Genomic DNA, 24,601 nt, shown 5'->3' on the forward strand with positions numbered 1-24,601 from the left:
GTTATTTCAGCAGGCCGTTGACTTCGCCATAGGTGAACGCCTTGAGCGCCTGCGTATCGAGCCGGCCATGGGCAAGAAAGCTTTTCACCAGCCCGCCCATTGCGCCGTAGAGAAACTCGGCGATTGCGGAGCCAGCGCTCAAGCGCCGCACGCCCAACGCCTGCAACTGGTCGGGCGAAGGCAGGCCAGCGACGCCCAGCACGTTGACTGGCAGTGCGGTGCCTTGGCAGATCGCCTCGATTTCATCAGCGGCGCTGACCCCGGCGGCGAACAAGCCATCAGCACCGGCGGCTTGATAAAGCGCTGCGCGACGCAAGGTTTCAGCGACGCGCGCCTGGGCCGCGACCAGACTTTTCAGGTACACGTCGGTACGCGCATTGATGAACAGTTTTACCTCGCGCCGGGCGGCGATCTGGCGCGCCAGTTCGATCTTGCGCGCGAGCAGCTCCGGCGCTCCGGCGCCATCCTCGATATTGATGCCCACGGCACCCGCGCCGATCACTGCATCCAGGACTTCGGCCACGCGCCCTAGATCATCGGAATACCCAGCCTCGACGTCGACACTCAATGGCACGCTGATCACCCTGGCCATGGACTCCACCGTCGCCACCAAGCGTTCGAGGGGCAGGGCATTGCCATCCGGGTAACCATGGACCCAGGCCACGGCGGCGCTGCTGGTGGCCACGGCGTTGCCGCCCAGATGTTCGACCAGCCGCGCGCCGGTGGCGTCGGCGACGTTGGTCAGAATCAACAGGCCTTGTTGGTGCAGTTGATGGAATTGTGTATCGAGCATGCTCATCGAAATCCCTTTGTGATTAATGTCAGCAGGTCAGAACGCGAGTTGTTGCGTGAGCTGCGTGGCGGCGTTTTCCAGGCGCAACAGAAACGCCTTGCGCGGCTGCCCACCACCATAGCCGGTCAACGCGCCGTCCGCGCCGATTACTCGGTGACACGGCACCACGATCGACAGGCGATTATGCCCGTTGGCCAGGCCGACGGCGCGGCTGGCGCCGGGTTTGCCCAGCCCGGCGGCGATGGCGCCATAAGTGCTGGTGTGGCCGTAGGGGATTTGCAGCAGCGCCGCCCAGACCTGGCGATCGAATGCACTGCCGGGCATATGTAAAGCCACGCTGAACGCGCTCAGGTTGCCGGCAAAATACTCCGCCAGTTGGGTTTCGATCTGCTGCAAATGCGCGTTGTGTCCCGGCGCGACGGCGTAACCGTAGCGCCCGTGCAACTGCTCGACTTCGCGGGTCAGCGCCGGCCGGTCGAGGAATTCCAGCAACACCAGACCGCGGCGTTCGGCCATGGCGATCATCGGCCCCAGCGGCGTGGTCAGCCGGGTGAACAGCAGCGGCTCGCTCTGGGCGACGCGGCCTGGCGTGATGTTGAAGGACTTCTGAAACGCATCACGAAAACCGCTGAGCGATTCATAGCCGGAATCGAAGGCCGCATGGTCGATCGATGCGCCTTGCTTGATTCCGCCCAGCGCCATGCCCAGCCGTCGTGTGCGCAGCCAGGCATGGAAGGTCATGCCGAAATGCTGCTTGAACCAGCGGCGCAGTTTCAGCGGTTCGATGCCTTCGACGAGCAACTGCGCATCGCTCCAGCGCACCTCGGGGTCGGCGTCCACGGCGCTGAGCAGACGCTGCACCCAGTCCGGGGCGATGGCCGCTGCGTCCAGCGGCTTGCAGCGCAGGCAGGCGCGATAGCCGGCGGACAGGCACTCGTCGGCATGCGCGAAAAACTCGACGTTCTCCGGTTTCGGTTTGCGCGCGGTGCAACTGGGGCGGCAGAAGATCCCGGTGGTTTTCACCGCCGTGAAGAACACGCCCTCATAGGCAGTGTCGCGTTCAAGCATGGCGCGAACCATTTCGGCGTGGGGCGGCAGGGCAGTGGTCTGTATGTTCATGGGCTGAGAGTAAAACTGCTTCGTCGATGACTCCACCGAAAAATCGACAGTGAATTTTTTTCGATCTGCACCACAATCACTCAATCGCCGCTTGTGAGGAATCAACGCCATGCCACCGTTCACCATCCAGCGCATCGATCACATCGTGCTGCGCGTCGCCGACCTGCAACGCAGCATCGACTTTTACGCCACTGTGTTCGGCGCCGAAGTGGTCCGCCACAATCAGCCGCTGGGTTTGGTGCATCTGCGCGCCGGTACTTCGATGATCGATCTGGTCGACCTGCAAGGCGAACTGGGCCGCAAGGGTGGCGGCGCAGCAGGGGCGGAGCGGCGTAATGTCGATCATTTCTGCCTGCGCATCGAACCGTTCGACGAAGCGGCGCTCACCGTTCACTTGCAAGCCTGCGGCCTGACCGTGGAGAAAGCCGCCAGACGCTTCGGCGCCGAGGGTTACGGCCTCTCGCTGTATTGCTTTGACCCGGACGGCAACCAGGTCGAACTCAAAGGGCCGAGCGAAGCCTGATTCGGCTCAGGTCACTAGCGCAGGCACCGTTGGTCTTTTCCATCGCACTCCACAACCCTGGGGCATTCCAAACAAGTCCGATCACGACTTTTTCTGGAGGCGCAGCCATGACCCATCCATCCAGCACTGACAAGCCGCTCGAAGAAACCCTCAGCCCGAACGACGATGGTTTTGTTATCGGCACCGCCGGGCGCGACGAAGACCCTAACGCCACGACCGACTGGGACCATGCGCGCGACACCGACGAGGTGATGACGCCTGCCGATACCCGCGGTCTGCCCGGCTATCCGGGTGCAGAGAAGGCTGGCAAGGACACGCAAAGTGTCGACAGCATCATCCCGGCCAACGGCGACCCGGCCCTGCAAACCAACGACAGTGCCGATTGAACCGTCGTACGACAGCAGATCGCGGGAGGCTTGCGATGAATAAACCGATGCTCAAATGTGCGCTGGTCGCGCTGACTTTTTCTCTCGGCATGGCTCAGGCGCATGCCGCGCAAACCAAGCGCGTCGATGTGCTGCTGGTGGGCGGCGGGATCATGAGTTCGACCCTGGCGGTGTGGCTCAGCGAGCTGGAACCGGGCTGGTCGATGGAAATGGTCGAGCGCCTGGACAAGGTCGCCGAGGAAAGCTCCAACGGCTGGAACAACGCCGGCACCGGCCACTCGGCGCTCGCCGAACTGAACTACACGCCGGAGAAGGACGGCAAGATCGACATCACCAAAGCCGTCGAAATCAACGAAGCGTTCCAGATCACCCGGCAGTTTCTCGCCTGGCAGGTGAAAACCGGCGTGTTGAAAAATCCGCGTTCGTTCATCAATTCCACGCCGCACATGAGCTTCGTCTGGGGCGATGACAACATCCGCTTCCTGAAAAAGCGCTACGAGGCATTGCAGGCCAGCCCGTTGTTTCGCCCGATGCAGTATTCCGAAGACCCGGCGCAGATCAAACAATGGGTACCGCTGATGATGGAGGGGCGCGACCCGGCGCAGAAAATCGCCGCGACCTGGACGCCGATCGGCACGGACGTCAATTTTGGCGAGATCACCCGGCAGTTCGTCGGCCATCTGCAATCACGCGATAACTTCTCGCTGCAGCTGTCCTCGGAAGTGCGCGACATCACCCGCAACGATGACGGTTCCTGGCACGTCGAATACAAGAATCTGAAGGACGGCAGGACCACCGCCACCGATGCCACATTCCTCTTTATCGGCGCGGGCGGCGCGGCGCTGCCGCTGTTGCAGAAGTCCGGCATCGAGGAGGCCAAGGACTACGCCGGGTTCCCGGTCGGCGGCTCGTTTCTGGTCACCGAGAATACCGAGATAGCCCAGCAGCACATGGCCAAGGCCTATGGCATCGCCTCGACCGGTGCACCGCCGATGTCGGTGCCGCACCTCGACACGCGCGTGCTGGATGGCAAACGGGTGATTCTGTTCGGGCCGTTTGCGACGTTCTCGACCAAATTCCTCAAGGAGGGCTCGTACTTTGACCTGCCGGCCAGTACCACTTTGCATAATCTGTGGCCGATGGTCCGGGTCGGCGTGCGTGAATTCGATCTGGTGCAATACCTCGCCGGCCAATTGATGCAGTCCGACGATGACCGTTTCGAGGCGCTCAAAGCGTATTTCCCACAGGCGCAGAAGCAGGACTGGCGCTTGTGGCAAGCGGGCCAGCGTGTGCAGATCATCAAGAAGGACGAGCAGCAGGGCGGGGTGCTCAAGCTTGGCACCGAGGTGGTCGCGTCCAAGGACGGCAGCATTGCCGCGTTGCTCGGCGCCTCCCCGGGTGCCTCGACGGCGGCGCCAATCATGCTTGATCTGATGCAGAAGGTGTTCAAGGACAAACTGGCGTCCGCGCCGTGGCAGGACAAGCTGCGCCAGATCGTGCCCAGCTACGGCACGCGTCTGAACGAACACCCGGACAAGGTCATGGAGGAGTGGCGCTACACCAGCGAAGTGCTGCAACTGACGCCGCCACCGGGTATCGATCAGGCGCAGCCGAGCAACCCGCCGACGCACATCGACGCGGTGCAACAGCCGCACCTGGACAGCGATCCCGATCTCAAGCCTTGAACAGTGGGGTGGGTGGCGCCGGGCGAACTTTTCCCGTTCGGCGCCACTCTGAACCAGTCAGAGAGTGACCGGGCGGCAGAAAAAATTGGCCCGGCAGGCAGTTTTGGCGCGCGCCGTGATAAATTCGTCGCCCGTTATGCCGACCCCGAATGGCCCCAGGCGGCCCCACCAAGAGCGATCTACATGCAAGCAAAGGCCCGTGAGGTTTATGTGCCACCGGTGCTGCAGGATTTGCGGGCCGGCACTGCCGAACTGCACATCGCACTGGAAAAACGCCTTCCTTTTTTCTCCGACACCCTCGATACCCCGGCCTTTGAGCGCCTGATGCAGGCCTATTACGGCTTTTACCGGCCGCTGGAACAGGCCCTGCAAGCCAGCCACGCGATCCCGGACGACTTCGATCTGACCCCACGGCTCAAGACCGCAACCCTGCGCGCTGACCTGCAAGCACTGGGCGCCAGCGCCGAAGCGCTGGCCAGCCTGCCGCTATGCGATGAGTTACCGCACATCGACTCCAGCGCAGCCTGCCTCGGCGTGTTGTATGTACTGGAAGGCGCGACCCTCGGCGGGCAGATTCTGCGCCGGGAAATCGCTGCACGACTGGGCCTGGAAGCCGACAACGGCGCGGCTTTTCTCGATGTCTACGGCGCGGCCACCGGGCGCCGCTGGCGCGATTTCATCGAATACCTCGGCAGCCGGCCCATGGACGCTGCCGAACGGGCAGCCGTCGTCCGCGCTGCGCAAACTACATTCAGCTGTTTCGAGCAGTGGCTCGAGCGCCAGGAGGTGCTGGCATGACCCCGCAAGACAAACAAGCCTTCGAAGAGCTGCTCGCCAACTGCGCCGACGAACCGATCCGGTTTCCCGGTGCGATTCAGCCGCACGGTCTGCTGTTGACCCTGAGCGAGCCTGCGCTGCAGATCATTCAGGTCAGCGCCAACGTCGAAACATTGCTCGGCCAGGCGCCAGAGCCGCTGATCGGCCAGCCGCTGCACGAACTGATTGGCCTGGAGCACTGCGCGCAGGTGCTTGAGGCACTGCAACGCGATGCGCAAGCCGATGCGCCTCCGTTGTACTTTCGCTTGAATGGAACTGCCTTCGAAGGTTTGTTGCACCGCCATCAAGGCGTGCTGATCCTGGAACTGGAAATCCACGTCGAAAACTTCCAGCCGCGCAACGTCGCCGGGGTCAAGACTCACCTGGGGCGCATGCTGCAACGCCTGCAAGCGGCGACATCGCTGCAGGCGCTGTACGACATCAGCGTCAAGGAAATCCAGGCGATGACCGGTTACGACCGGGTGCTGATCTATCGTTTCGAGGAGGAGGGTCACGGTCAGGTCATCGCCGAGGCCTCCGATCCATCGATGGAAGTTTTCAATGGTCTGTTTTTCCCGGCCTCGGACATTCCCGAGCAGGCCCGCGAGCTGTACCGCACCAACTGGCTGCGGATCATCCCCAATGCCGATTATCAGCCGGTGCCGCTGGTGCCGAAGTTGCGCCCGGATACCCAGCAGCCGCTGGACTTGAGCTTCGCCACGCTGCGCAGCGTCTCGCCGATTCATTGCCAGTACATGAAGAATATGGGCGTGTTGTCGTCGATGAGCATTTCCTTGCTCAAGGGTGACAAGCTCTGGGGACTGATCAGCTGCGGCAATCGCCAGCCGCTGCATGTGCCTCACGAACTGCGCATGGCCTGCCAGACCATCGGCCAGGTGCTGTCGCTGCAAATCAGCGCGATGGAAGCACTGGAACTGAGCCGTCAGCGCGACGAAAAGCTCGAAGCGCTGGCGCAGCTCAATCAGGCGATGATCGACTCGTCGCAGAACGTTTTCGATGGCCTGGCGCAACAACCCGAGACGCTGATGGCGCTGACCGGCGCCGGCGGCATCGCGATCATTGAAGACAAGCAGTTGCACCGTTACGGCAACTGCCCGGAACCGGAAGACATCCGCGCGTTGCACAAATGGCTGCAGGAACGCGGTGAGCCGGTGTTCGCCAGCCATCATTTGTCCAGCGTCTACCCACCCGCTGCGCAGTTTCAGCAAGTGGCCAGCGGGGTGCTGGCGCTGAGCCTGCCCAAACCGGTAGAGAACGGCGTGCTGTGGTTCCGCCCCGAGGCCAAGGAAAACATCAATTGGAGCGGTGACCCGCGTAAACCACTGGACCTGGAAAACTCCGACGCCGGCCTGCGCCTGCGTCCGCGCACCTCGTTTGAAATCTGGAAAGTCGAGATGGCCGGGATTTCGGTGAAGTGGAGCCACGGCGACCTGTTCGCGGCCAACGACCTGCGCCGCTCCGCGCTGGAAAACGACCTGGCACGGCAGGTGCGCCGCGAGCGGGAAGCGGTGCGCGCTCGTGAGGAGCTGGTGGCAGTGGTGTCCCACGACCTGCGCAATCCGATGACGGTGATCTCGATGCTCTGCGGCATGATGCAGAAAGCCTTCAGCTCCGACGGCGCGCACACCTCGCGGCGGATCTCTACGGCGATCGACACCATGCAACAGGCCACCGCGCGGATGAACACCCTGCTGGAAGATTTGCTTGATACCTCGAAAATCGATGCCGGGCGCTACACCATTACTCCGCAACCGCTGGAAGTCGGGCATATCTTTGAAGAAGCGCAGTCGCTGCTGACGCCGCTGGCACAGGACAAGGACATCAGCATTTCCTTCGAGGCTGATCCGGATCTGCGTATTCACGCGGACCCTGAGCGGTTGTTTCAGGTGCTGTCGAATCTGGTCGGCAATGCGATCAAGTTCACTCCGCGGCTGGGCACTGTGGGGGTGCATGCGACGACGGTGGGTGACGAGATTGTCTTTACTGTGCGTGATAGCGGTGAGGGCATTCCGAAGGAGCATCTGCCGCATGTGTTCGATCGGTACTGGACGGTGAAAGAGGGTAATCCGACGGGTACGGGGCTGGGGTTGTATATCACTCAGGGGATTGTTGAGGCGCATGGCGGGCGGATCGTTGCCGAGAGTGAGCCGGGGCGGGGGAGTGAGTTTCGGTTTACGGTGCCGAGGGTGGCTTGACCGTTGGGTTTGGTTGCTGTGTATATATCCGTTGCTGCGGTAACGGCCACTTAGGGTTCCGCCCTTACGGCGGGTCACCTTTTTCAAACGCCAAAAAGGTAACCGAAAAGGCTTGCTCCTGCGTTCGGCCCTCGCAGGCTCGGGTCCCTTCGCTCCGGGACTGATCCGGGCGCAGCGGCTACGGTTTGCTTCGCTGCACCTCCTTCCGCTGTGTCTGGCTGCGCCAGACGGTCGCTGCGCTCCCACGCCCGGATCAATCCCTCCACTCAGCCTACCGACGTCGCCGGTGACGCAAGATCAAGAGCACTCGAGCTGGCGCTCATTGTTGAGTGGTTAGAAGCGGGTGGTTGGCTTTGGATTTGTGGTGGATTTGCCCCTCACCCCCGCCCTCTCCCCCTGGAGAGGGAGCCGATTTTGGTTGGTTTCGGAACTTGCATTCGACTCGGTATTGGGCGTTCGAATACCTCTCGCATTCACCTCGGTCAGTCCCCTCTCCCTCCGGGAGAGGGCTAGGGTGAGGGGCTTTTGATCTTCAGCGTCGCCATCAAAATCGAAAGCAGGCGAGCTGACACTCGGCCTCATGGTTGTACTCGGCCCCTGTGGGAGCTTGCCTGCAAGCGATTGGGCCCGAACAGCCAACACATCATTGCCAGACCAACCGCCATGGCCAGCAGGCTGGCTCCCACAGGTGGACCGCGTCCTAGCTACAGGAATGCAGTCAAATGGTGGGAGCTTGCCTGCAAGCGATTAGGCCCGAACAGCCAACACATCATTGCCAGACCCACCGCCATCGCCAGCAGGCGGGCTCCCACAGGTGGACCGCGTTCCAGCTGCAGGAATGCAGTCAAATGGTGGGAGCTTGCCTGCAAGCGATTGGGCCAGCACAGCCAACACATCATTGCCAGACCCACCGCCATCGCCAGCAGGCTGGCTCCCACAGGTGGACCGCGTTCCAGCTGCAGGAATGCAGTCAAATGGTGGGAGCGTGCCTGCAAGCGATTGGGCCAGCACAGGCAACGTTGTCATTGGCCAAAAGGTAATTTTCTTCAATACCCTCCCAAAGCCGCCGACTAAGATGTGCACCTTGTTCCTCGTTTTGAAGCAGGTGTGCGATGAGTCTGATTGTTTCGATGGCGGCGTTTGCGTTGGCTGCTTCCATCACGCCGGGGCCGGTGAATATCGTGGCGTTGAGTTCGGGGGCGCAGTATGGGTTTCGTGCCAGTCAGCGGCACGTCGCCGGGGCGACGTTGGGGTTTGTGTTGTTGCTGGTGTTGATGGGGCTGGGTCTGCATGAAGTTTTGCAGCGCTGGCCGTTCATGACCCGTGTGGTGCAATGGGCCGGTGTTGCGTTTTTGCTGTTCATGGCCTGGAAACTGGCCAGTGATGACGGCCAGCTTAATGCGACCGACTCAGGTCGGGCGCCGTCGATGCTCTACGGTGCGGTCATGCAATGGCTCAACCCCAAAGCCTGGCTGGCCTGTGTGGCGGGCATGGGGGCGTTTGTTGCCGATGGCGAGGCGCGGTTGGTCTGGCAGTTTGCGGCGGTATATCTGGTGATCTGTTATCTGTCGGTCGGCTGCTGGGCGTATGCCGGGACGTTTTTGCGCGGGTATCTGAACAATGCCAAGGGGATGCGTTGGTTCAACCGGGTGATGGCCGGGTTGTTGGCGTTAAGTGCAATTTATCTGCTGCTACCGTAACCCCATGTAGGAGTGAGCCTGCTCGCGATAGCGGTTACTCAGACAACAAATACGTCGACTGCATAACCGCTATCGCGAGCAGGCTCACTCCTACAGGGATTTTGGTCAATCTCACATGAACGGCAACTCAAACGCCGCCCCTTCCATGTGATACACCGTCGGCTCTTCGGAAAAATATTCCTCCAGACCCAGCATGAACACTCGATGATCCTCGCTCGCTTCAAAACCCGGCGTGTGATCCTCAAGCGACTGCCAGCGCACGATCAGATTGAAGCGCTCGGGCGTTTCGATCCCTTGCGCGAGCATGTGCCCGCCATAACCCTTGGCGCGGCGGAGCAGGGGGGCGACCTCGGCGAAGGCCTGTTTGAACGGCTCGACGTGTTGCTTATGAACCGGTAGTACAGCGATCTCATAAACCATGACGTTCCCCTTAACGTGAGTGCTGCGTGGTGGATGGCGCATCGCTGAGTGCAGATGGATCGACGGCAATCGCGATCTTGCCCAGCAGCCCGTTGTTACGGCTTTCCAGCCGGGCGTGGGCGAGCCCGAGGTCGGCCAGTGCATAGACCGCGCCGACATGCGGGCGCAGTTGGCCGCGTTCGACCAGTGCGCTCAATTCATCGAGCTTGCCGCGGTTCTGGCGGGTGAACACAAAGTGGAAACTGGCATTTTTGCCCCAGGCCTGGATCACGTTCTGTGGCTGGGCGATATCGACGATGGACACCACCCGGCCCAGTTGGGCGAGTGCGTCGGGGCTGCGCGCCAGGGTGTCGCCGCCGATGGTGTCGAACACCACATCAACGCCATGCCCGCCGGTTTCGCGCAGGATGGCGTCGATGTAGTCCTCCTTCTCATAATCGATCAGGACATCGGCACCCATGCGTCGTGCGAACTCGAAGTTGGCTTCGCGCACGGTGGTGAAAACCTTCGCGCCCATGGCTTTGGCCAACTGGATCGCGACATGCCCGACGCCACCCGCGCCGCCATGAATCAGCACGCTTTCGCCAACCCTGAGCGACGCTCGCACCACCAGCGCTTCCCATGCCGTGCCGCCGACCAGGCTGAGGCTGGCCGCTTCGAGGTGGCTCAGCGCTTTCGGCTTCCTGGCCACGATAGTCTGCGCGGCAACGTGGTACTCGGCGTAACTGCCAGGCCCGGCGAAGATCTGCGGGGTGTACCAGACCTCGTCGCCCGGCGCGAAAGCCGTGACGCCCGGGCCGACCGCTTCGACCACGCCGGAGACGTCGTGACCGCTGATGGCCGGCAGCGGCACAAGGTCGAGGTAGTCGCCGCGGCGAACCTGATAGTCCAGAGGGTTGATGGAGGTGGCGTGTACTCGCACCAGTACTTCGCCAGCGTTGGGTACGGGCGTGGGAACGTCGCGCAGTTCGAACGATTCCGGGCCGCCAAATGATTCAAGCATCATCGCTTTCATTGCATTTCCTCGTTTCGGTAAAAAGGGATATCGGGAATTCCAGATATCACGGGGCAAAAAATTACAGCTCGCTGCCGATGATCTCGGCCAGCTCACGGATCGCCGCTTCATTGCGCTTGTAGTACGTCCATTGGCCGATGCGCCTGACTTCGACCAGGCCCGCCCGTTGCAGCGTCGCCAGATAATCGGACACCGTCGACTGCGACAGCCCGACGCCTTCCTGAATACTGCTGACGCAAACACCTACCGTATGCACGTCGCCTTCATCCTGAGGAGGAAAGCTGTTGGCCGGGTCCTTCAAGCCTTTGAGAATCTCGAGGCGAGTACGGTTGGAGAGTGCTTTGAAGATGTCGAGTAGGTCCATGCCGCGAAGATATCGGATTTTACCGATATGTCAACGACTGATTTCGATAAGCGTCAACCGCGATACTGCCCCGGCGTTGCCGCCAGATGCTGTTTGAAGGCGCGCTGAAAATGCGCCTGATCGGCAAACCCGGCCGCGAGCGCGACGTCGGCGATCAACTGGCCGTGGCGCAGGCGCTCGCGGGCGAACTGGATGCGCTGGTTGATCACGAACGCATGGGGCGTCATGCCGTAATGCTGTTTGAACGCGCGGATCAGGTACGACGGCGATAGCTGCGCCGCGTTGCAAATATCGTCGAGGCTCAGCGCATCGGTGCAATGCTCGCGAATGAAATCGGCGGCGCGTTCGAGCTTGCCGTTCGGCTCGCGCAACGGCGCGCTGGCGGGGTTCAGACGCAGGTGCAGATCGCTGAAAAACTCCACCGCTGCGCTGTGTTTGCGCAGCAGGTCGTGTTGATCGTCGACGAGGATTTCGTACAGCGCGTGCAAATCGTGAAACAGCGCCGCGTCATCGAGATGGGTCACAGCAAAGCGACAAAACCCCTGTGCACCGAACCCCAACTGCTGCTGCAGACCGCGCAGCCACGGCGTTTCGACATACAGCATCACATACGACCACGGCTGATCGTCGATCGGATTGCACGCGTGCACATCGCCGGGGTTCATCAGCACCACCGTGCCTGCGGCCACTTCGAATTGTGATTGCTCGTGCACATACGTGCTGCGCCCGGCGGTGATCGCGCCGATGGAAAAATGCGCGTGGGAATGCCGCGCATAACACACCTCACGGCCATCGGCGATGGCCCGCGCCTCGATGAAGGGCAGGGCATCGTCGCGCCAGAAGCGCGGGGCTTTTTCTGGGTTTTTGGCGGCAGCGTGTTTCATGGTGGTTATCCCGGCAGGCCAGTGCGCCAGTGTAGGGGCTGCGGACGCCAAAGGCTCGTCCAAGTTCGACAGGATTGGCTTTTTCAGGCCCAACGGCACATGCAGATCGGTAAATGGTGCGCTCATCAAAACGGTTGAACTCCACGCCAGACTCTTCCGTCACTTCCTATGAGGGGACTCAGGGCAATGTTGTCAGGTCGCCCCACTTAACGTTTTCACTCAGAAGGCGAGGGACCACATGAACACTTCAGATAACAGGGCAGGAACCACCGCAGACGAACCGTCCAAGGGCCAGGCCGGGCAGGCCTTCGAGCATTTGAAAGACGACGTCAGCGAAACGCTCGGCGGTGCTCGACAGCAAGCCGATGCGCAATTCGGTCAGTATCGTGACACGGCCGCCGAACAGATCGAAGCGCTGGCGCAAGGGGCGAAAAGCTTCGTCTCGGAGCTGGAGGACAAGGACACGCTGGGCATGTCCGACTACCTCTCCGACATGGCCGAGTCGATGACCGGGCTGGCGCAAAATCTGCGTGGCAAGAGTGCCGAACAACTGTTGCACGACGCCGCCGAGCTGGCGCGCAGCAACCCCGCGCTGTTCATTGCCGGCAGTGTGGCGATCGGTTTCGGCCTGTCGCGGTTTCTCAAGGCTGGGACTTCTGCGGCGGCCGAAGTGACTGCCGATCATCAGCCGGCAGCCGGAAGCTCGACGCCTCCCGCCGGCGGTTTCGGCGCCAAACGACCCTATGAAACCTCCACTGCAACCCGCACTGATCCCAGTCCTGGCCTGGCGACCGGTATCACCCCGACGTCGGCCGATGAGCACGATCACCCGAGTGATTTTGCCGGAACCGCCATCCCCACCTCGCCAACCAAAGGAGACCTGTCATGAACCGAGACGATGCAGATCTGCAAGGCGCCCGACCCACAGCCAACCATGACGATGCTTCGGTGACGGGACTGCTGCGGCAGTTATCGCGCGAAGTGCCCGCGCTGTTTACCAAGGAGCTGGCGCTGGCCAAGGCCGAATTTCAGTCCAGCCTCAACACGCTCAAGGCCGGTATCGGTGCGGTTGCCGGCGGGGCGATTGTGCTGCTGGCGGGACTGATCATTTTGCTGATGTCGGCGGTGTACGGCCTGAGTATGTACATGGCGCCATGGCTGGCGGCGCTGATCGTCGGCGTGGTGGTGATGATCATCGGCTTTGTCATGGTGCAGTCGGGCAAGAAACAGTTCGAACCGTCCCACTTCAAACCTGACCGGACGCTGGACGCCTTGAACAAAGACCAGGAAGCGCTGCGGAGGAAAGCCTCATGAAGACTGAATTGGATATCGAATCGCAAAAAAGCCCTGAGCAGATCGAGCGCGAGATCGATGCGCAACGCGCCAGCATCGGCAACATCGTCGACCAACTGGAAAGCAAGTTCACCCCCGGCCAGATGATCGATCAGGCGTGGGGGATGCTGCAGAACAACGGCTCGCAGTTCGTCACCAACTTGGGCACCAGCGTGCGCAACAACCCGGTGCCGGCGGTATTGACCTCGGTCGGCCTGCTCTGGCTGATGATGGGCCAGAACCGTCCGCCAGTGCCGCAGCCGACCTATCGCAGCGGTCCGGATCAGGACCGGGCCGGGGAGTGGGCCGATGGCTTGGCCGATAGCCTCGGCAGCGCGCGCGAACATGTGCATCAGACCAGCGACTCGTTGAAGCACGGCTATCAATCGCTCAAGGACAAGGCTGCGCACATGGGCGAGAACGTCGGTGCCGCCAAGGAGAATTTGCGCCACACCATGCATGATGCCAGCGACCGATTGAGTCAGAGCGGCCAGGCCATGGGGCAGCAATTCAATCAGTTGCTCAAGGAGCAACCGCTGATGGTCGCGGCGGCCGGTATTGCGATTGGCGCGATGCTCGGTGCCGCGTTGCCTAAGACGGCCACTGAGCAGCGCTATCTCGGCCGGACCAGCGCGGGCATGGTCGACAAGGTGAAAAAACAGGCGCGGGAGGGGTATGAGACTGTCCGCGATACGGTGACGAAGACGACCGAGCAGGCTACGGGGCAGGGTGCTCAGCCTACGCAAGCGACGACGTCTGATGAATCGGCGGATCTGTCCAAGGGATTGGGGACGTCTTGATGATGGTGGGTGAGGGAGGCCTTTGAATGGCCTCCTTTTCTTATTTCCGATTATCGACGTGTGGACGGAAATTCGGCGATCGAACGATTGGGGGGGGTCAGTTTCCCCTCACCCCAGCCCTCTCCCAAAGGGAGAGGGGGCCGACGGAGGTGTCTTGCGGGATGCATCGACCTGAGTGATTGAGTCGATTGTGGGCACCGCATTTGGCCAAGGCGGAAATTGGACTCATTGCGAATTCAGCAACGCTCAGCGTAATCGGCAAAGCCGAAAAGCTCTAACCGATTCTGGATTCACAGCTGCATGTTCAGGCCGCCATATTCCCTCAATATCCCCCAATCAGTCCCCTCTCCCCTTGGGAGAGGGCTAGGGTGAGGGCTGACCCTGAAGAAACCGTCCATCACGACTCAAAAAGGACCCCATCATGCAAACCCTGACCGGCGGCTGCCTCTGCGGCAATGTCCGCCTTGAAGCCTCGGGCCAACCCTACCGCGTCGGTCTCTGTCACTGCCTCGACTGCCGCAAAGTCCACGGCGCGCTGTTCCACGCCTCAGCCATTTTCCCTGCCAGTGCCGTCTCGATAAGCGGCGAAACCCGCGACTACGCCGGGCGACATTTCTGCCCACGCTGCGGATCCTCAGTGTTTAACCGCAGTGACGACGAAATCGAAGTCAACCTCGGCGCCCTCGATAGCCCCGATCAACTGCAACCGACCTACGAAAGCTGGACCGTGCGCCGCGAGTCCTGGCTGCCAGCGTTCCCGCTGGCGCATCATTACCCGGGTGATCGCGAGGGCCCGGGCCGCTCGGAAGATTAGCCAGAGCCCAGCCTTGCGGCGGATCGATCAACCGCGAATAAACGCCAGCAAATCAGCGTTGATCGTCTCCGCTTCGGTCGTCGGCATGCCGTGCGGGAACCCCGGATACGACTTCAGCGTGCCGTTGGGCAGCAACTTCGCCGACAACGGCCCCGAATTGGCATACGGCACAATCTGATCGTCCTCGCCATGCATCACCAGCACCGGCACGCTGACTTTCTGCAAGTCCTCGGTGAAGTCGGTCTGCGAGAACGCGACGATGCCGTCGTAATGCGCTTTGGCCGAGCCCATCATGCCTTGGCGCCACCAGTTGGCGATCACGCCTTCCGAAGCCTCGGCACCGGGGCGGTTGTATCCATAAAACGGCCCGCTCGGCACGTCCCGATAGAACTGCGCGCGATTGGCCGCTACCTGGGCCTGAAAGCCATCGAACACCGACTTCGGCAAGCCGCCGGGATTGCTCGCGGTCTGCACCATTAGCGGCGGTACGGCGGCGATCAATGCCGCTTTGGCGACGTTGTCCTGGCCGTGGCGGGCGATGTAGTGGATCACCTCGCCGCCGCCAGTGGAGTGGCCGACATGCACGACATTCTTCAAGCCCAAATGTTTAACCACCGCCAGGACATCGTCGGCGTAATGGTCCATGTCGTGACCGTCCCAAACCTGAGCAGAGCGCCCATGCCCGCGCCGATCGTGGGCAACCACGCGAAAGCCCTGGCCGAGGAAGAACAGCATCTGCGCATCCCAATCGTCCGAACTGAGCGGCCAGCCATGGTGGAAATGGATCACCGGCGCATCGCGCGGGCCCCAGTCCTTGTAGAAGATTTCAACGCCGTCTGTGATGGTGACAAATCCCATGTTCGCGACTCCTGACCGATGTGGAGGGCAGCCCGCGCGACACGCGCGGACCGATTTGGCTGATACACGTGATGTGCAAGCAAAGTGCGAGCCGTTATCAACTGTAGGAGCAATGTTGATGTGTGCATGACCGGTGGTCGCAACGTCTCGCTAGAAAGTGCAAATCAGGTTTCGCTGAAAGGAACAAACCCAGGCGCGGCGGTGCCTGCGGTATTTATGTCGAACAGTTCAAACTGTGGACCGATGCGGCTGGGCTGGCCCCCGGTGGCGGGAATATGATGTGGCCCTCGTCAATTCAGGGCTACGCTGAAGAGCATTACAGCCTGTGGAGTGTGTGATGCTGGTGCCCGGAAAACCCGAGAATGAAGCGGCGCGCGTTCAAGCGCTGCAGGGTCTCAACCTGCTCGACTCGGCCCCCGAAGAGCGCTTCGATCGCCTCACGCGGCTGGCCAAACGCCTGTTCAACGTGCCGATTGCGCTGGTCACACTGGTGGACAAGGATCGCCAGTGGTTCAAGTCCTGTGTCGGCCTCGACGCCACCGAAACCCCGCGAGACGTGTCGTTCTGCGGTCACGCGATCTTGCAGAACGAACTGCTGCTGGTGCCGGATGCCCGCGAAGACCTGCGCTTTCATGACAATCCGCTGGTGACCGGGGCGCCGAACATTCGCTTCTACGCCGGTTATCCGCTGACCGTTCCCCACGGCAACAAAATGGGCACGCTGTGCCTGATCGATACCAAGCCCCGCGAACTTGACGATGAAGAACGCGCACTGTTGCGCGATCTGGCAGAAATGGCCGAGCAGGAATTGACCGCGGTGCAGATGGCGAGCATGGACGAGCTGACCTTGCTGTCCAACCGACGCGGCTTCAAGCAGTTGGCCCAGCATGCGCTGGACGCCTGTTCGCGCCTGAGCCGTCCGGCCACCTTGCTGTTTTTCGACCTCAACGACTTCAAGCAGATCAACGACCTTTACGGACATGCCGAGGGCGACAACGCCTTGAAGACGTTTGCCGACGTGCTGCGTATTGCCTTTCGCGAAAGCGACGTGGTCGGGCGTCTGGGCGGCGATGAATTCGTCGCGCTGCTGACCGGCTCCAGCCATGTCGAAACCACGGCGATCATGGCGCGCATGAAAGAAATCCTCGAAGAGCGCAACGCCACGCTGCACCGCGGCTACGCCATTCGGTTCAGCGTCGGCCAGATTGAATACGACCCCAAGCGCCACGACAGCGTCGACCGCCTGCTCGCCGACGCGGACGGCGCGATGTACGCGCACAAGCAGGCCTTGAAGCGCTGCTGAGCAAAACCCATCGCCAGCAGGCTGGCTCCCACAGTGGTTATCGGGTGTACACAAAGCCCAGACTCACCCCAAAACCCTTTGGCAGCCAGCCTGCTGATTATTGGGTGTACACAAAGCCCAGACTCACCCCAAAACCCTGTGGGAGCCAGCCTGCTGGCGATAGCGCCGGTCGAGCAACATCCTCATCAACTGACCCACCGCCATCGCCAGCAGGCCTGGCTCCCACACTGATTATGGGGTGTACACAAAGCCCAGACCCACCCCAAAACCCTTTGGCAGCCAGCCTGCTGATTATTGGGTGTACACAAAGCCCGGACTTACCCCAGAACCCTGTGAGAGCCAGCCTGCTGGCGATAGCGCCGGTCGAGCAACATCCTCATCAACTGACCCACCGCCATCGCCAGCAGGCCTGGCTCCCACACTGATTATGGGGTGTACACAAAGCCCAGACCCACCCCAAAACCCTTTGGCAGCCAGCCTGCTGATTATTGGGTGTACACAAAGCCCGGACTTACCCCAGAACCCTGTGAGAGCCAGCCTGCTGGCGATAGCGCCGGTCGAGCAACATCCTCATCAACTGACCCACCGCCATCGCCAGCAGGCTGGCTCCCACACTGATTATTGGGTGTACACAAAGCCCAGACCCACCCCAAAACCCTTTGGCAGCCAGCCTGCTGATTATTGGGTGTACACAAAGCCCAGACTCGCCCCAGAACCCTGTGGGAACCAGCCTGCTGGCGATAGCGCCGGTCCAGCAACATCCTCATCAACTGACCCACCGCCATCGCCAGCAGGCTGGCTCCTACACTGATTATTGGGTGTACACAAAGCCCAGACCCACCCCAAAACCCTGTGGGAGCCAGCCTGCTGGCGATAGTGCCGGTCCAGTCAACATCCCCATCAACTGACCTACCGCATCCTCAACTGTCGGGCTTCAACTTTGCGGTGGACTCAATGCTCGGTAAAAGGCCAGCCACTTCTCCTGATTGGCTTGTAATTCCTCAAGCGCAGGCGGGATCAGTGCTTCTTGCAGCGCTTTGCTTTCGTACGCATCAAACAGGTGCCGCACAGCCGCACAGGCGATGGCGTTGACCTTGTTGGAGGCAAACGTATCGGGAACGTCGCTGCGCGACTGTACCGCCAGCGGCGCGCCCTCGATGTCGAGGCGAGTGAGCAGCGCTTCGCACCTGGCATTGGCGATGGGCAGGGTGCCGTGCCGATATGCCTCGGCGTCGAGGGGCAGCGATTGTGCCGTTGCATCCGCGGCAGACGGTGTCAGCAGCGCAAGATCGATGTCGCGGCGCAAGAAAACAGCGGATCGGTGGGTAAAGATTTCGTACACCCTCGGCGTCGACCCGCGCAGCACGGCAATAATGGCAAACGGCGCGGCCTGTGTGTTTGGCTTCGAGGTCTTGGCGGAGCTTGTCGGCGCTGGCAGTTGCAGGGCAAACAATTCCAGGGTGTTGTCTTCGATGTCCTGCCGTTGCGCCAATGGCAACCGGCAAAAGGCATCCTTGATGAACGCGACATGGGCGTCCTTCATTTGTCGCAGGCGTGCGCTCAGGGCCGCACGAAACAAACTCGACACCTTGCCGAGCCGGGCCAGCGGTGCTTTGATCGACGGCAGTTGCAGTTCGGTATTGTTTGATCGCCAGCCCTGTAAATCGCCGGTCAACTTGCCGGCCACATGCAATTCGCTCAGCGAAAAATGTTTGCCACCCGATCCAGAGTTGAACAGCGCCTGCTCCTCCAAGTGTGGATTATCGATAAACACCTTGCGCAGATCGGCCAGTGCAACGGTCTTTGGGGTGGGAAATTTCGCCAGAAAAGCCCGCTGGGAGAAACTCCGCATCCTTCGACAGTGGTCGCGAAAAATACTCTCGGCACGCTTCAGCGTGGCGACATGGTTGGCAGGATTCTCCTCGTCTCGCTGGACCACGCCTCTGGCAACCGCCCAATCGAGAACGACCGCCGTACAGACGTCGCTGCGCAGGAAACGGTAAAAGTCCGCCGGGGCCGGGCCAGGGGTCAGGCTGATCAATTGGGTATAGGGCATCAGGCGTGCCACGCCGGGCATGCGGTCTTCGATATACAGCACCACCTGCTTGAACCGAACCCAGCGCATGCAACTCATGTACTGGAATGAAGCGGGAATATCGCGAATCAAGAATTCAGGGGCGATGCCGGACAGCAAAAGATGGGTCGCCAGTGACTTGTTTTTTATCAGCGCGAGACCGAAATGGCCGTCGAGGAAACGTCTGACTTCGTCATACCTTTCACCCCAGTAAAAACTGTCATTGACCGCTTGGCCGATGATCTGCTGCGACTGTTCGCCTGCCTTCGGATCAAGGCTGAGCAGCAGCGCTACGAGCAGCAACCGATCACGATTGGTGGCCAGCAGCTCCTTGGGCTGGGCGGGGCGCGCGATTTTCTCCAGTAGCTGGTTGCCCAAAGCCTGGGCACGTTGGGTGATGAGGATGCGGCCGATCAGGTAATCGGCCTTGGCGTGGAGTTTGGCCAAAGGCAGATCGGTATCGACGCCTTCGCTCAGGTAATCAATCAGTGGCGCTGCATCCTTGGGTAGAAATGCCTGAGTGGTGTCGATGACCTGCTGGCGTTGTTCAGCGGTAAAACGCTCAGTCTGTTTACCGGGCTGGCCGAGCAGGTACCAATGATTCATGTAGCCGGGGCGCACGTGCAGGTTGATCTGGTCCCATTTCACAAAGTTGAGCGCCTGCTCGACGGTCTTCGGCACAGGCAGATCATAGAAACGCAGCATTTGCCCGAGCGTGACCTTGCCGCTGGCGCGAAAGGCTCCGCCGGCTTTACGGGTCTTGGCCTTGAGGCGGTCGCGATAGACTTTCAGGTCGGCGCGTTTTTCCACCTCCGCGGTCAACGTTATCCAGCCGTGATCGCTGGCCGTACCGACGTGACCGGTTGCGCTGAGCAACAACGGGCTGTCAGCGGGCAGACCATGTTTTTTGAGAATGGCCTGAAAGGCCGGACGGGCGCCGAATGTGCGCAGTTCCTGCTGACCCAGTGCCATCCATTCGGCCAGCGCCGAATCCGGATGGGGCTCGCTGAATTCCTCAAGGTCGATTTTCGCCATCGGTGACTTGTTCCAGCACAGCGCTTGCAGTCGGCGCAGGATATACCGGCCATCCTCGACATCGGCGAAACCATGTCGATAGCTGAGAATGGGGCTGCCCGTCTGCACGTACTCGCTGACATACGGCAGCGCCGGCCAGCGGTGGTCGCGCAGGCGTTGTACCAACGCTTTGGCCTGTTCGGCATCCTCCGGGATTGGCAGGGCGTAGCGTTCAAGCAACGGGCCAAGCTTGAAACGCGGACCGCCTCGACTGGCCGACACTGACGCGGAAGTCAGTGAAACCGCTGTGTCCTCCATGCCGCGTTGTTCGAAGGGGGCACGGGTCTTCAACGCTGTTTCGAGGGTGTTGGCGATGGCCTGGAAGTCCTCCAGTTGCGCATCGCGCTCCTTGACCACGGCCGAGGTGGTATGACCGTTTTCATCAATCGCAGCGAGGCCGTCGGCCTTTAATTCAGCGACGATTACTTTCGTCTGGGCTTCGTTCTGCGGCTCGGGATAACCATAGAAAGCCAACGCGATCCGACGTGGAAAGCGGTACAGCGGATTGGCCGATTTGCCACCGATATACGGCAGGCCCATTTCGCCCGGGTCAATACGCTGGGCAATCCACAACAACGCCGGTGCGACCTGCCACCAGCCGGAATCATCGTCCAGAGCGAAGGTGCGTACGCTCGCGGTGCCATTCGTCTGGGCTCGCGCCTCCAGAGTGGCGCCCTTGATGCGCAACGTATCCAGATCGATATGAAAGCGACTGGCCCAATCGAGAAATTCCGGACGCTCCAGAGCGGCCCAGTAGAGCTCCATCCATTCGCGCAAGAGACAGGCGCGCGGAATCTCCAGCGTACGTTCAGGTTCCTCGGGCTTGGCGACCGGGACGGCGATCAACTCATCAATCAGATTTTGCAGCAACGTCTGTTGCGGTGACGCGGGTTGCACTGTGTCGTTCATTTGCGCTCTCCATGGCGGCTGACAGGCATCAAGCGCCGATTGTCGAGCGGTGGAGGGCGGGGCGGGTGGTAGTTATGTAATGCGCGAGTGCTTTAAGCTGATTATTTTTGGGTCAATGTTTCCAGGCGCGTTCATGCGCCCTGATCGGACTGATGCATTGGATTGACTCGCACCAAAGGGCTGAGAAAGTCGATGTGATAGCCGGAGGCACCGTCACCAATAGCCAAATGAACGCCACTAATACCTTCGTTCATTTGAGAATTTACGGCGTAGTCAATGTTCGAAGCGATATTTTCATTCACGCCGATTGCGAACTCTGTCAGTTTCAAGCCGCGGCTTCCAGCCGCGAGGTCAAGGAGTTTTAGCTGTTCTTCTTCATTTATTTTGAAAGACGTAACAATGTTGTCCGTTATCGACAGTGTTGCACCTTCTTTGGCGACTCGAGTCAGCAACCATTCAAGCGATGTTTTCAAGCCTGAGGGCAATGTTGGATTAGGCTTTCGAAGTACGGTGAGTATTCCGCATATTTTGACCGTGCCGTTAACGTTGAATGGGCAGGGCTCGTGCGGGTGCATATGTGCGTAAAACTTCAAAGAGCTCCGCTACAGATTGAACGAAATTTTCTTCAAGATCTTCGGAAAGAAGCGCATAAGGTTGTGCATGTGAATGAATTACCACTACAGCATTTGCGCAGTTGCCAGACAATCGAAACTCCCGATGGGAATTAAGCATATTCAGTACGGATCGTTGCGTTTGCAGACATTGCCCAAGATTGCTAGCGAGAAGAAGTTCAAGGCTGTAGAGCGCGGCACGGGCGGTGGGGTCGAAAACCTGAGTAGCGCAGAAGATGCTTCTCTTGGTCGCCGAATTTTTCGATATTTCGAACATCGATTTAGCAGCATCGTTACTGAAAGAAAAAACGATGCTGTTCTTGGGAAGCTCGGTCAGTTCCGAAAGATGCAGGGTGTTGAAACCCTGGTTTGCGCATGCATTTAGAAATTCATCCGAGTCGGCAATAATTGAGAGCTCCTCATTGTCGAAGAGTGCCGAAATCAGCGCTGAGGTCGACATTTCATGTTCCCCTTCAGGTGAGTGCGCGGCAAATGTTTTGCCGCGCTTGAGACTTTCAGTCTTCAGTGTATGCCCAAGCCAGCGGTGCCCAACCGAAGTTCTCGGGGCCGGAGGCGATTCGTTTCAGATTTTCTGTTGTAATTATTTTCATGCCTATCTCCTTTTTTATTTGCTCCCTATGGCTGGGAGTTAAAGATTAATGCATGGCTTTCGCAGGAAAATAAAGATCTTTTTTGGTTTTGTGAGACCGGTTTTTTATAGTTATGTTGGTTGTCTGCGCAAGCGGGTTATTAGTGTAGGGGATGTGTGTAGTCCCGTTCCGATAATCTATTCGACTTGACCTTGCCTGTTGTAATTGGCAGATATTTTGTAGTTAGGTTATCTACATGAATTCGGCTTTGAGTTTTTGTCATATAGTAAGGAGCAAATAGTGCACGTTTCGAAGAAATACCTGACGGACGAATCTGTACATCAGGCTCTGCTGCTGACTGATTTAACGGAAGAGAGCGATCCCGAACATTCTGTACGAATAATGGTTAGGGAAATTCTGCAGGGATTAGCCGCAGCGGGATGGCCTCAAGCTCAAATACAGGTCGGGCCAAGAATCGTGTCCGCTGAGGAGAATTACGGTCTGCTTGGTTACGACCCTACAGAGATCACCCTCGGCAGCGAGCATACTCGATGGGTCGACGAACATTCGCTGCTGCGCACGCAGACGACCAGTCAGATTCCAGCAGCCTTGCAACAGGCCGCAAAACTTCGTCAGCCGGGACAATGCGTCTTGTTGGCTGCACCGGGAATCACCTTCAGACGAGACAGTCGAGATCGCTGGCATTGCGCTGAGCCCCATCAGATGGATATCTGGGTGCTGGGTGATCCGGACTTGGCTTCTCATGAGCATTTGCTGCGTCTGGTCAGCGATATTTTGCGCTTGGCGGTTCCTGATAAGCCTTGGGTCTATAGCGACAGCCCGCATCACTACACTGAAGGCGGTATCGAAGTAAATGTGATCAATGATGGCGCCCCTATCGAGGTGCTGGAGTGCGGCCGTATCGCAAACTCTCTTTTACGACGTCTGCAGGTAAACCCCTTGCAGCATGGGGGGCTAGCCCTTGGTATGGGCTTGGATCGGTTGATCATGTTGCGTAAAGGTATCCCTGACATTCGATTGTTGCGCGATCAGAATCCTCGCGTGCAGGCGCAAATGCACGATCTCGGGCCTTGGACTGCGGTCTCACGCTTGCCTTCGATTACGCGTGATATTTCGCTGGCCGTGATGCCGGGCTTGAGTGAGGAAATACTCACCGAACGGATGTTGCAGGCAGCGGGGGATTGCGCGGGATGGATCGAGGAGATGCGGATCAAGGGGCGGTGGTCGTATCCAGAACTGCCTGTCAAAGCCATTGAACGACTCGGCTTGTTGCCGGGGCAGGAGAACGTGCTTTTGCAGGTGGTGCTGCGCGACAGTTCGCGTTCAATTACCACGGCTGAGGCAAATGCCGTGTACGCAGACATACAGGCGGCGATGCATGAAGGCGCGCCGGGCGCGGGATATAGAATGGAATCGGCAAAATTCTGAACACCCGAGCACAAAAAAACCCGTCATTCGACGGGTTTTTTCTGGCCAGCGAAGATTACTCTTCGATGTTGCCCATGGCGGTGGTGTTGAAGCCGCCGTCCACGTACATGATTTCACCGCTGATGCCCGACGCCAGGTCGGAGCACAGGAAAGCGCCGGCGTTGCCGACTTCGTCGATGGTGACGTTGCGACGCAGTGGGGTTTGCGCTTCGTTGGCGGCGAGCATTTTGCGGAAGTTCTTGATGCCCGAGGCTGCCAGGGTGCGGATCGGGCCGGCCGATACGCAGTTGACGCGGGTGCCGTCCGGGCCCAGGGAACCGGCCAGGTAACGAACGCCAGCTTCCAGCGAAGCCTTGGCCATGCCCATGACGTTGTAGTTCGGCATGGTGCGCTCGGCGCCCAGGTACGACAGGGTCAGCAGGCTGCCGTTGCGGCCTTTCATCATTTCGCGACCGGCCTTGGCCAGGGCCACGAAGCTGTAGGCGCTGATGTCGTGAGCGATGCGGAAACCTTCACGGGTGGTGGCTTCGGTGAAGTCGCCGTCCAGTTGGTCGCCCGGGGCGAAGCCGACGGAGTGAACGATGCAGTCCAGACCGTCCCACTTCTTGCTCAGTTCTTCAAAGACCTTGGCGATTTCTTCATCGCTGGCCACGTCGCACGGGAAGCACAGCTCAGGGCTCGAGCCCCAGCCTTGTGCGAACTCTTCGACGCGACCCTTGAGTTTGTCGTTCTGATAAGTGAAGGCAAGCTCAGCGCCCTCGCGATGCATGGCGGCAGCGATGCCGGATGCGATGGACAGCTTGCTGGCGACACCGACGATCAGTACGCGCTTACCGGCGAGAAAACCCATGTGTTGCTCCTCTTTC

23 protein-coding genes are annotated in these 24,601 nt (G+C 59.9%); 12 read left to right on the forward strand and 11 right to left on the reverse strand.

Features of this window, described 5'->3' with window-relative positions; genetic code table 11:
• Window position 1: 1 nt before the first annotated feature.
• Window positions 2–799 carry an isocitrate lyase/PEP mutase family protein gene (locus tag BLU52_RS09185; RefSeq protein WP_090282885.1) on the reverse strand — a complete coding sequence of 266 codons (798 nt, stop codon included), beginning with the start codon at window positions 797–799 and terminating at the stop codon, window positions 2–4.
• A 30-nt stretch (window positions 800–829) separates the two neighbouring features.
• Window positions 830–1,912, reverse strand: coding sequence for a bifunctional transcriptional activator/DNA repair enzyme AdaA (locus tag BLU52_RS27105; RefSeq protein WP_090282886.1), 1,083 nt, complete (start codon window positions 1,910–1,912; stop codon window positions 830–832).
• Between the two features lie 109 nt (window positions 1,913–2,021).
• Between BLU52_RS27105 and BLU52_RS09195 the strand changes: the two genes are divergently transcribed.
• From BLU52_RS09195 to BLU52_RS09225, 6 genes are all read left to right on the forward strand, one after another.
• Window positions 2,022–2,435 (forward strand): VOC family protein, encoded by a 414-nt coding sequence (locus tag BLU52_RS09195; protein ID WP_090282887.1) that lies wholly within the window; start codon window positions 2,022–2,024, stop codon window positions 2,433–2,435.
• Window positions 2,436–2,542: 107 nt separating this feature from the next.
• Window positions 2,543–2,821, forward strand: coding sequence for a hypothetical protein (locus BLU52_RS09200; RefSeq protein ID WP_090282888.1), 279 nt, complete (start codon window positions 2,543–2,545; stop codon window positions 2,819–2,821).
• 47 nt (window positions 2,822–2,868) lie between these two features.
• The gene (gene mqo, locus BLU52_RS09205; protein ID WP_090288471.1) at window positions 2,869–4,506 is read left to right on the forward strand and encodes a malate dehydrogenase (quinone); all 1,638 of its coding nucleotides are present in this window, start codon (window positions 2,869–2,871) and stop codon (window positions 4,504–4,506) included.
• 183 nt (window positions 4,507–4,689) lie between these two features.
• Window positions 4,690–5,304 carry a biliverdin-producing heme oxygenase gene (locus BLU52_RS09210; RefSeq protein ID WP_090288473.1) on the forward strand — a complete coding sequence of 205 codons (615 nt, stop codon included), beginning with the start codon at window positions 4,690–4,692 and terminating at the stop codon, window positions 5,302–5,304.
• Complete coding sequence (locus BLU52_RS09215; protein WP_090282889.1) at window positions 5,301–7,538, forward strand: ATP-binding protein; 2,238 nt, start codon at window positions 5,301–5,303, stop codon at window positions 7,536–7,538. The genes BLU52_RS09210 and BLU52_RS09215 overlap by 4 nt, the downstream gene beginning before the upstream one ends.
• A gap of 1,112 nt (window positions 7,539–8,650) precedes the next feature.
• Complete coding sequence (locus tag BLU52_RS09225; RefSeq protein WP_090282891.1) at window positions 8,651–9,238, forward strand: LysE family translocator; 588 nt, start codon at window positions 8,651–8,653, stop codon at window positions 9,236–9,238.
• Window positions 9,239–9,349: 111 nt separating this feature from the next.
• On the opposite strand, the gene BLU52_RS09230 is transcribed toward BLU52_RS09225, so the two are convergent.
• From BLU52_RS09230 to BLU52_RS09245, 4 genes are all read right to left on the reverse strand, one after another.
• Complete coding sequence (locus tag BLU52_RS09230) at window positions 9,350–9,658, reverse strand: antibiotic biosynthesis monooxygenase family protein (protein ID WP_090282892.1); 309 nt, start codon at window positions 9,656–9,658, stop codon at window positions 9,350–9,352.
• A gap of 10 nt (window positions 9,659–9,668) precedes the next feature.
• Window positions 9,669–10,673 carry a zinc-dependent alcohol dehydrogenase family protein gene (locus BLU52_RS09235; RefSeq protein WP_090282893.1) on the reverse strand — a complete coding sequence of 335 codons (1,005 nt, stop codon included), beginning with the start codon at window positions 10,671–10,673 and terminating at the stop codon, window positions 9,669–9,671.
• Window positions 10,674–10,734: 61 nt separating this feature from the next.
• A complete protein-coding gene (locus BLU52_RS09240) occupies window positions 10,735–11,037 on the reverse strand; it encodes an ArsR/SmtB family transcription factor (RefSeq protein ID WP_090282894.1) in 303 nt (100 codons plus the stop codon).
• A 53-nt stretch (window positions 11,038–11,090) separates the two neighbouring features.
• On the reverse strand, window positions 11,091–11,921 hold the full coding sequence (locus BLU52_RS09245; RefSeq protein ID WP_090288475.1) for a helix-turn-helix transcriptional regulator: 831 nt from the start codon (window positions 11,919–11,921) through the stop codon (window positions 11,091–11,093).
• 238 nt (window positions 11,922–12,159) lie between these two features.
• On the opposite strand from BLU52_RS09245, the gene BLU52_RS09250 reads away from it, so the two are divergent.
• From BLU52_RS09250 to BLU52_RS09265, 4 genes are all read left to right on the forward strand, one after another.
• Window positions 12,160–12,810 carry a hypothetical protein gene (locus BLU52_RS09250; protein ID WP_090282895.1) on the forward strand — a complete coding sequence of 217 codons (651 nt, stop codon included), beginning with the start codon at window positions 12,160–12,162 and terminating at the stop codon, window positions 12,808–12,810.
• The gene (locus BLU52_RS09255; protein WP_090282896.1) at window positions 12,807–13,235 is read left to right on the forward strand and encodes a phage holin family protein; all 429 of its coding nucleotides are present in this window, start codon (window positions 12,807–12,809) and stop codon (window positions 13,233–13,235) included. Before BLU52_RS09250 ends, BLU52_RS09255 begins: the two co-directional genes overlap by 4 nt.
• Window positions 13,232–14,053, forward strand: coding sequence for a DUF3618 domain-containing protein (locus BLU52_RS09260; protein WP_090282897.1), 822 nt, complete (start codon window positions 13,232–13,234; stop codon window positions 14,051–14,053). Before BLU52_RS09255 ends, BLU52_RS09260 begins: the two co-directional genes overlap by 4 nt.
• Before the next feature lie 421 nt (window positions 14,054–14,474).
• Window positions 14,475–14,867, forward strand: a complete 393-nt coding sequence (locus BLU52_RS09265; RefSeq protein ID WP_090282898.1) for a GFA family protein — start codon at window positions 14,475–14,477, stop codon at window positions 14,865–14,867.
• Between the two features lie 27 nt (window positions 14,868–14,894).
• Here BLU52_RS09265 and BLU52_RS09270 read toward each other — a convergent pair whose 3' ends face one another.
• Complete coding sequence (locus BLU52_RS09270; RefSeq protein ID WP_090282899.1) at window positions 14,895–15,725, reverse strand: alpha/beta fold hydrolase; 831 nt, start codon at window positions 15,723–15,725, stop codon at window positions 14,895–14,897.
• 337 nt (window positions 15,726–16,062) lie between these two features.
• Here BLU52_RS09270 and BLU52_RS09275 point away from each other — a divergent pair, with 337 nt between their 5' ends.
• Window positions 16,063–17,028, forward strand: a complete 966-nt coding sequence (locus tag BLU52_RS09275) for a sensor domain-containing diguanylate cyclase (protein ID WP_090282900.1) — start codon at window positions 16,063–16,065, stop codon at window positions 17,026–17,028.
• Between the two features lie 934 nt (window positions 17,029–17,962).
• Here BLU52_RS09275 and BLU52_RS09280 read toward each other — a convergent pair.
• From BLU52_RS09280 to BLU52_RS26960, 3 genes are all read right to left on the reverse strand, one after another.
• Window positions 17,963–21,085, reverse strand: coding sequence for a hypothetical protein (locus BLU52_RS09280; RefSeq protein ID WP_090282901.1), 3,123 nt, complete (start codon window positions 21,083–21,085; stop codon window positions 17,963–17,965).
• 131 nt (window positions 21,086–21,216) lie between these two features.
• On the reverse strand, window positions 21,217–21,558 hold the full coding sequence (locus tag BLU52_RS26955) for a hypothetical protein (RefSeq protein WP_231988014.1): 342 nt from the start codon (window positions 21,556–21,558) through the stop codon (window positions 21,217–21,219).
• Between the two features lie 67 nt (window positions 21,559–21,625).
• Window positions 21,626–22,156 (reverse strand): hypothetical protein, encoded by a 531-nt coding sequence (locus BLU52_RS26960; RefSeq protein ID WP_231988015.1) that lies wholly within the window; start codon window positions 22,154–22,156, stop codon window positions 21,626–21,628.
• A 430-nt stretch (window positions 22,157–22,586) separates the two neighbouring features.
• Between BLU52_RS26960 and srmL the strand changes: the two genes are divergently transcribed.
• Window positions 22,587–23,735: a PheS-related mystery ligase SrmL gene (gene srmL / locus BLU52_RS09290; RefSeq protein WP_090282902.1), complete on the forward strand. Its 1,149-nt coding sequence runs from the start codon at window positions 22,587–22,589 to the stop codon at window positions 23,733–23,735.
• 55 nt (window positions 23,736–23,790) lie between these two features.
• On the opposite strand, the gene fabI is transcribed toward srmL, so the two are convergent.
• Window positions 23,791–24,585, reverse strand: coding sequence for an enoyl-ACP reductase FabI (gene fabI / locus BLU52_RS09295; protein WP_090282903.1), 795 nt, complete (start codon window positions 24,583–24,585; stop codon window positions 23,791–23,793).
• Window positions 24,586–24,601 lie beyond the last annotated feature (16 nt).

It is taken from the genome of Pseudomonas granadensis, assembly GCF_900105485.1.
Lineage (GTDB): Bacteria > Pseudomonadota > Gammaproteobacteria > Pseudomonadales > Pseudomonadaceae > Aquipseudomonas > Aquipseudomonas granadensis.

Excerpts from the sequence above, each read along its gene's own strand:
- BLU52_RS09200 (WP_090282888.1), top strand. The coding sequence starts at position 2,543 with ATGACCCATCCATCCAGCACTGACAAGCCGCTCGAAGAAACCCTCAGC.
- fabI (WP_090282903.1), bottom strand. The coding sequence starts at position 24,585 with ATGGGTTTTCTCGCCGGTAAGCGCGTACTGATCGTCGGTGTCGCCAGC.
- BLU52_RS09250 (WP_090282895.1), top strand. The coding sequence starts at position 12,160 with ATGAACACTTCAGATAACAGGGCAGGAACCACCGCAGACGAACCGTCC.
- BLU52_RS09240 (WP_090282894.1), bottom strand. The coding sequence starts at position 11,037 with ATGGACCTACTCGACATCTTCAAAGCACTCTCCAACCGTACTCGCCTC.
- BLU52_RS09280 (WP_090282901.1), bottom strand. The coding sequence starts at position 21,085 with ATGAACGACACAGTGCAACCCGCGTCACCGCAACAGACGTTGCTGCAA.
- BLU52_RS09235 (WP_090282893.1), bottom strand. The coding sequence starts at position 10,673 with ATGAAAGCGATGATGCTTGAATCATTTGGCGGCCCGGAATCGTTCGAA.
- BLU52_RS09270 (WP_090282899.1), bottom strand. The coding sequence starts at position 15,725 with ATGGGATTTGTCACCATCACAGACGGCGTTGAAATCTTCTACAAGGAC.
- BLU52_RS09265 (WP_090282898.1), top strand. The coding sequence starts at position 14,475 with ATGCAAACCCTGACCGGCGGCTGCCTCTGCGGCAATGTCCGCCTTGAA.
- BLU52_RS09230 (WP_090282892.1), bottom strand. The coding sequence starts at position 9,658 with ATGGTTTATGAGATCGCTGTACTACCGGTTCATAAGCAACACGTCGAG.
- mqo (WP_090288471.1), top strand. The coding sequence starts at position 2,869 with ATGCTCAAATGTGCGCTGGTCGCGCTGACTTTTTCTCTCGGCATGGCT.
- BLU52_RS26960 (WP_231988015.1), bottom strand. The coding sequence starts at position 22,156 with ATGTCGACCTCAGCGCTGATTTCGGCACTCTTCGACAATGAGGAGCTC.
- BLU52_RS09210 (WP_090288473.1), top strand. The coding sequence starts at position 4,690 with ATGCAAGCAAAGGCCCGTGAGGTTTATGTGCCACCGGTGCTGCAGGAT.
- BLU52_RS27105 (WP_090282886.1), bottom strand. The coding sequence starts at position 1,912 with ATGAACATACAGACCACTGCCCTGCCGCCCCACGCCGAAATGGTTCGC.
- BLU52_RS09185 (WP_090282885.1), bottom strand. The coding sequence starts at position 799 with ATGAGCATGCTCGATACACAATTCCATCAACTGCACCAACAAGGCCTG.
- BLU52_RS09225 (WP_090282891.1), top strand. The coding sequence starts at position 8,651 with ATGAGTCTGATTGTTTCGATGGCGGCGTTTGCGTTGGCTGCTTCCATC.
- BLU52_RS09245 (WP_090288475.1), bottom strand. The coding sequence starts at position 11,921 with ATGAAACACGCTGCCGCCAAAAACCCAGAAAAAGCCCCGCGCTTCTGG.
- BLU52_RS09260 (WP_090282897.1), top strand. The coding sequence starts at position 13,232 with ATGAAGACTGAATTGGATATCGAATCGCAAAAAAGCCCTGAGCAGATC.
- BLU52_RS09275 (WP_090282900.1), top strand. The coding sequence starts at position 16,063 with ATGCTGGTGCCCGGAAAACCCGAGAATGAAGCGGCGCGCGTTCAAGCG.
- BLU52_RS09215 (WP_090282889.1), top strand. The coding sequence starts at position 5,301 with ATGACCCCGCAAGACAAACAAGCCTTCGAAGAGCTGCTCGCCAACTGC.
- BLU52_RS09195 (WP_090282887.1), top strand. The coding sequence starts at position 2,022 with ATGCCACCGTTCACCATCCAGCGCATCGATCACATCGTGCTGCGCGTC.
- BLU52_RS09255 (WP_090282896.1), top strand. The coding sequence starts at position 12,807 with ATGAACCGAGACGATGCAGATCTGCAAGGCGCCCGACCCACAGCCAAC.